This window comes from Lacihabitans sp. CS3-21 (genome assembly GCF_024343675.1).
Taxonomy (GTDB): domain Bacteria; phylum Bacteroidota; class Bacteroidia; order Cytophagales; family Spirosomataceae; genus Leadbetterella.
In genome coordinates, this window is the sequence record NZ_RJUD01000042.1 from 1 (window position 1) to 1,449 (window position 1,449).

At 32.1% G+C, this 1,449-nt stretch carries 2 protein-coding genes; both read left to right on the top strand.

The window, feature by feature from the left end; genetic code table 11:
* Window positions 1-305: hypothetical protein (locus tag EGI24_RS14205; protein ID WP_255049125.1), on the top strand; the 305-nt coding region annotated here is incomplete at its 5' end.
* Between the two features lie 237 nt (window positions 306-542).
* On the top strand, window positions 543-1,058 hold the full coding sequence (locus EGI24_RS14210) for a DinB family protein (protein ID WP_255049126.1): 516 nt from the start codon (window positions 543-545) through the stop codon (window positions 1,056-1,058).
* The last annotated feature ends 391 nt before the right edge of the window (window positions 1,059-1,449 follow it).

Consider the following 1,449-nt stretch of genomic DNA (forward strand, 5'->3'; position numbering starts at 1 on the left):
CATCAGAAATCGTGAATCACATGTTTGATTTAGTAAATAAGACAATCACCCTAATAAATGGTGGTGATATGAATACTGAAAGCCCAGAACTTATGAAATTTGGTGAAGAATGTCAACGCTTTGTAATTGGGCTCGAAAAACTTATGATTGTTTTACAGCAGTCTCAAATTGATTTATTCACATGTAAGCGATTGCTTCAAGGACCTATTTTGGATATTACTACACATATTGGCCAATTAGCATTATTGAATGGTTTAAATGGTAATAAAATAGGGAAAGAAAATTATTACCTCTTAAACCTATAGAGGTTTAAATTTTTATAATCAACAATGGCAAAACAGCCCTGTATAAAGCTTTAAACATACCCAAATGGTATTCGTTTGAGTGAAAAGGAATCATCAGGCCTCTTTTAACTAAAATCATATGAAAAACGATAGTTCAGAAAGCATGAAACAGCTCTTGAATTCTGAAATATTTTTCATTTGGGAAAATAATAGGACATACTTCGCAAACAAGAACTTAAGTTCAAGAAATTTAATTTTATGACTAATAAATCCTTAATAGTTAAATTGGATAAATCGACACAAGATTTTTTACAAATCATAAAAGGTTGTTCATCAGATTGTGTTCATTTCAAAAATGATAACCAGTGGAATATTCTCGAAATTATCGAACATATTTACCTTACCGATAGGGTTATTTATACGATAATTTCGGGTGCTTCTGAAACAAGAAATTCTTCTCTAGAAATTATAGGTGATGAAAACTTACAAAAAATATTGGTTACCAACTGGAAAGAGAAAATCAAATCTCCAGATATCTTAATACCAAAAGGAGAAATTACAAACATGGCAACCCTTGTCAGTCTGTTGGTAAACCAAAGAGAACTATGGAAGGATGATGTTTCAAAAGGCAAAATCTGCATTGACAACCGAATATTTGTTCATCCATTTTTAGGCAAAATGACTGTAATAGACTGGGTCAATTTTGCGATACATCATACCCAACGACATATTCAACAAATAGAGGGAATTATCAGTGGATATTCCAGCAGATAAACTTCTATTAACAGCACACTTTGGTAGGATGAAATAAAAAGCAATATTATGATGAGAAATAAAGCCCATTTTTAGGTCTAAATTCAGAATAAGTATCACAAAATGTTTCACATTTCAGCCCAGTAACTAAAACTATGAGCATACCCTTTTCAAAAATGGGAGGTGTACACATAAAAAGTTGCCATTAATTAGCAATGAAGGCCGTTTACAGTGGTGTACACAGTGGTGTACACAGGGTGTATACAAAAGGTAAATTTCTATTAATTTCCCATGTTTACATGGTGTACACACTTAAGTGCATAAAAAAAACACCCAAGAATTTGAGTGTTTTACGGGTGATTTTACAAAAGGTTTTACAAAATGTTTTACCCTGGTATTTCAGGCCTATGGT